The organism is Pseudomonas sp. SDO55104_S430 (genome assembly GCF_054070595.1).
In genome coordinates this window covers 1-4,455 of record NZ_JBSVXG010000341.1, presented here as the reverse complement: position 1 = coordinate 4,455, position 4,455 = coordinate 1, and the positions used below count along the sequence as shown (strand labels likewise).

Sequence of the window (4,455 nt, the reverse complement as noted above, 5' to 3'; positions counted from 1 at the left end):
CGCTCCCACATTTAGTTCTGCGTCGAACACAGAATTTGTGCCCATACCAGATCCCCTGTGGGAGCGAGCCTGCTCGCGATGAAGCCGGAAAATTCAAAATGGATAGCGACTGATCCAACGCCATCGCGGGCAAGCCCGCTCCCACAATGGTTCTGGTCGTACACAAATTCTGTGCTCACAACAACTCTATGGTGGGAGCGGGCTTGCTCGCGAAGAGGCCATCACATTCAACATCACTGTCGCCTGACACACCGCTTTCGCGAGCAAGCCCGCTCCCACATTTAGTTCTGCGTCGAACACAGAATTTGTGCCCATACCAGATCCCATGTGGGAGCGAGCCTGCTCGCGATGAGGCCGGAAAATTCAAAATGGATGGCGACTGATCCAACGCCATCGCGGGCAAGCCCGCTCCCACAAGAATCTCCTTCGAACACAAATTCCGCGTTCACTGAAGATCACTGTGGGAGCGGGCTTGCCCGCGATGAACGATAACGCGGTCTTCAGCAGGCCGCCGCCGCATGATCCAGACGATGGAACAGGCGGTTGAAGTAAACCAGGCTATCCCGCGGCTCACGCACGCCGACCTTGGTAAGCTCCACGAACATCACCGAGTGCGAACCCACTTCCTTGCATTCGCTGATCCGCCCTTCCAGCTGCACCAGCGCATCGCGCAGTACCGGCACTTCGGCGGCGCCGTCGTCCCACAGGTCCCAGGCGAAGCGTTCTTCCATCGGCACTTTGGTCATGCCGGCGAAGTGCTTGGCCAGTTCTTCCTGTTCACCGCACAGCACGTTCACGCACAGATGGCCGTTGGTGCGGAACACGTCGTGGGTGGCGCTGTTGCGGTTGACGCACACCAGCACGGTAGGTGGCGAATCGGTCACCGAGCACACCGCGCTGGCGGTGATGCCGCAACGACCGCCAGGGCCATTGGTGGTGATGATGTTCACTGCCGCCGGCAACTGCGCCATGGCGTTGCGAAAGTCGATTTGCTGCTGGCTCAGGTCGGCCATGTCGGTGCCCCTTCCTTCAGGAGGACCGCTGGTTTGCGGCCCGTAGGTGATGGAACAAGACTAAGGCTCGAGGCCGCGCGCAACCATTCTGACGATCCCCACGCCGAGGTAGGCTTTCCGCTAGTCGACTAGGTGGTTTCTTTATCGCAAGGGCTGGTCACAATGGCTATCCTGCTCACTGGCTCCAAAAAGAAGAGCCGATGCGTGCCGCGCGTTCGCGTGCGAGAACAATAACTAGAATTTCGTGGCAGCCCTGATGGAAACCCGCAAACCGATTGTTTACATCGTTGACGACGACAAGGACCTGCGCACCTCGCTGGCGTGGTTGCTGGAGTCCGTCAGTGTCCAGGCGCAGTGCTTTGCCGGCGCCGATGAATTCCTCAGCCAGTACGACCCCCAGCAGCCCGCCTGCCTGGTGCTGGACGTGCGCATGCCGGAAACCAGCGGCTTCCAGTTGCAGGAGATCCTCAACCAGCGCGGCAGTACCCTGCCGACGATCTTCGTCTCGGCCCATGGCGATATTCCGATGTCGGTCACGGCGATGAAGAACGGCGCCCTGGACTTCGTCGAGAAGCCCTACAACCCGCAGCAGATGATCGACCGCATCCAGGCCGCGCTGAAGGCCGCCGTGCACGCCCAGGCCGACCAGCAGCAGCGCCAGAACCTGCAAGGCAAGCTCGCCCTGCTGACCAGCCGCGAACGCGAGGTGCTGATGCTGGTGATCGATGGCAAGGCCAGCAAGGTCATTGCCCGGGAGCTGAACATCAGCGTCAAGACCGTCGATGTGCACCGCACCAAGATCAAGGAAAAGATGGGCGTGAGCAGCATTGCCATGCTGGTGCGCGAGGTGCTGCATTTGCCGGGTGAGGAGCCGGTGCGGCACTGATGCTCACCTTGCCCTGACCGTTGCGGCGGCTGTAAGGCCGCCTTCGCGAGCAAGCCCACTCCCACATTTGATCTCTGTCATACACAAATTTTGTGTTCACAGCAGAACCACTGTGGGAGCGGGCTTGCTCGCGAAAAGGCCGGCAGATCCAACATCCATGGCGACTGACACACCGCCATCGCGAGCAGGCTCGCTCCCACAGTGGTCCGCTGTCGTGCACTGATTTTGTGTTCACAACAGAACCACTGTGGGAGCGGGCTTGCCCGCGAAGAGGCCGGCAGATCCAATATTTATGGCGACTGACACTACGCCATCGCGAGCAAGCTCGGCTCCTACAGGTGATCGGTGTTGGACACGGATTTTGTGTTCACAACAGATCCACTGTGGGAGCGAGCCTGCTCGCGATGAACGATGACGCGGTGTCAGTTCTGGCTATAGCGCTTGCGGTAGGCGCCCGGGGATACGCCGAAGCGTGATTTGAACGCCGAGGAGAAGTAGCTGGAGTCGGAGAAACCCCAGGCATAACACAGTGCCGACAGCTTCTGCTCCACATCCGAGCGGCGCAGGTTTTCCGCGCAGAAATCCAGGCGCCGGTGTTTGATGTACTGCGCCACCACCAGCCCGCGCTTGGAGAACATCCGGTACAGCCCGCGCACCGAAACCCCCACCTCACGGGCGATCAGTTCGGGGCAGAGTTCTTCGTTGCTGATGTGTTCGTCGATGAAGGCGATGATCTTGCGGAACTGCCGCTCATGGGCATCGCCGGCGATGTCGCGGGCGCTGACGCCGGGCAGCAGCAGGCTGACCAGGGCGTCGAGCACCGCTTCGCTTTCCTGCATGTCCAGCCCTTCCTGCTGGCGGGTTTCCAGCACCAGCTTGTTGGCCATGGCCGCCAGCGGGTTGTTGGCGCCGATACGGGTGGCGCAGTTGACCGCCGAGAAATGCGAACCACGCTCCACCACCTGCCGCGGCAGGATCAGCGACAGCTGACGGGAATCGTGGTTGTAGGTCATGTCGCTGGGACGGCTGGCGTCGATCAGGGCGATGTCGCCACAGCCCAGCTGCGCACGGTTGTCGCCCTGCTCGAGCTGCGAACTGCCGCGCATCTGGAACACCGCATAGTAATGGCCGTCGCTGCTGACGCTGACGTCCTTGTCGGAGCGATACAGGTGCACGTGCGCCATGTCGACCACACTGAGCTTGATGGCGCCGCTGCGAAATTCCGCCAGTTCGCCATAGAAGTCAGTGTCCAGCGCGCGGGCGTCGAAACGCCCGCAGGCCTGGTTGACCTGGCTGAGCCAGCTTTCGAATGCCTCATTGCGCACCGCCGATGCAGTAATCATGTCCGCAGAGCCTCACGTGTTTTTGTTGTTATTTTTCGACCGCTTCGTCGAGCGGTTCGATAAAAGTATTCCGGCCGTCTCCTCCCTCGACAGCCGCCGGCGCCCATTCAACAGGCTCCGGCGTCGGCTTTCCAGCCTTGAAAGCGCTTAGATGTCCAATACCAGACGAGCGGAAAGTGCCCGGGATACGCAGGCGCAAATCTGCTTGTTGGACGCCTTTTCCTTGTTCGACAGGCAGTTGTCGCGGTGCTCCGGCAAGCCGTCCAGCACTTCGACGATGCAGGTACCGCAAATGCCTTCGCGGCACTCGGTGTCGATGTCGCAACCGTGGGCCTGCAATACATCCACCAGGCTGCTTTCGGCTGGCACGTGGAGTACGACGCCGGAACTGGCCAGTTCCACTTCGAAACTACCGGTCGGCGCGCTGTTGGCGGCCGGGTCAGCGGCGAAGTGCTCAAGGTGGATGGCGTCATCGGAACGGCTGCGCGACGCGACTTCAACCACCTTGTTCATGAACGGCGCCGGGCCGCAGGTGTAGACGTGGGCATCTCCGCCGGCGCGGGCCAGGCATTCGCTCAGGGCGCCGTCCAGGTCCGAAGGTTCGACGCCGTAGTGGAATTCCACGTTGTCGGCGAATCGGGTCGACAGCAGTTCGGTAAAGGCCGCGTACTGCGCCGCGCGGGCGAAGTAATGCAGGCGGTACGGCTGACCGCTCTCGGCCAGGCGATAGGCCATGCTCAGCAGCGGCGTGACGCCGATACCGGCGGCGAACAGTACGTGTTCAGTGGCACCGGCATCGAGGCGGAACAGGTTGCGCGGCGCCCCCATTTCCAGCTCCATGCCCTCTTCCACCTGCTCATGCAGCGCCAGTGAGCCGCCACGGGACTGCGCTTCCTTCTTCACCGCCACCAGGTAGGCGCGGCGATCTTCGGGCGGGCTGCACAGGGAATATTGGCGGGTTACACCGGTCGGCCCCGTGAGGTCCACGTGGGCGCCCGGCTCATAGGTGTCGAGCGGCTGGCCGTCACTGCGCACGAGGCGAAAGGAACGGATATCCAGCGCTTCGTCGACGATCCTTTCGATCTTCACCTTCATCATTGCATCACCTGAATCATCTTGTTTTTGTGTTCAACCCTTGTGGGAGCGAGCATGCTCGCGATGGGGTGTTAGTCGCCATAGATGTAGCTGAGAAACCATCACGAGAAAGCCCCCC

Annotated in this window: 4 protein-coding genes; 1 reads left to right on the top strand and 3 read right to left on the bottom strand. The window is 61.2% G+C overall.

Annotated elements, in window-relative coordinates:
- Positions 1-500 precede the first annotated feature (500 nt).
- Complete coding sequence (hpaC, locus tag ACW9JE_RS28985; protein WP_457434710.1) at positions 501-1,013, bottom strand: 4-hydroxyphenylacetate 3-monooxygenase, reductase component; 513 nt, start codon at positions 1,011-1,013, stop codon at positions 501-503.
- Between the two features lie 256 nt (positions 1,014-1,269).
- Here hpaC and ACW9JE_RS28980 point away from each other — a divergent pair, with 256 nt between their 5' ends.
- Positions 1,270-1,899: a response regulator transcription factor gene (locus ACW9JE_RS28980; RefSeq protein ID WP_175379434.1), complete on the top strand. Its 630-nt coding sequence runs from the start codon at positions 1,270-1,272 to the stop codon at positions 1,897-1,899.
- Between the two features lie 422 nt (positions 1,900-2,321).
- Here the strand turns inward: ACW9JE_RS28980 and feaR are convergent, their stop codons facing one another.
- Together feaR and ACW9JE_RS28970 are read right to left on the bottom strand one after the other, a co-directional pair.
- Positions 2,322-3,242, bottom strand: a complete 921-nt coding sequence (feaR, locus tag ACW9JE_RS28975) for a transcriptional regulator FeaR (protein WP_457434709.1) — start codon at positions 3,240-3,242, stop codon at positions 2,322-2,324.
- 147 nt (positions 3,243-3,389) lie between these two features.
- On the bottom strand, positions 3,390-4,340 hold the full coding sequence (locus tag ACW9JE_RS28970) for a PDR/VanB family oxidoreductase (RefSeq protein ID WP_224534913.1): 951 nt from the start codon (positions 4,338-4,340) through the stop codon (positions 3,390-3,392).
- Positions 4,341-4,455: the final 115 nt, after the last annotated feature.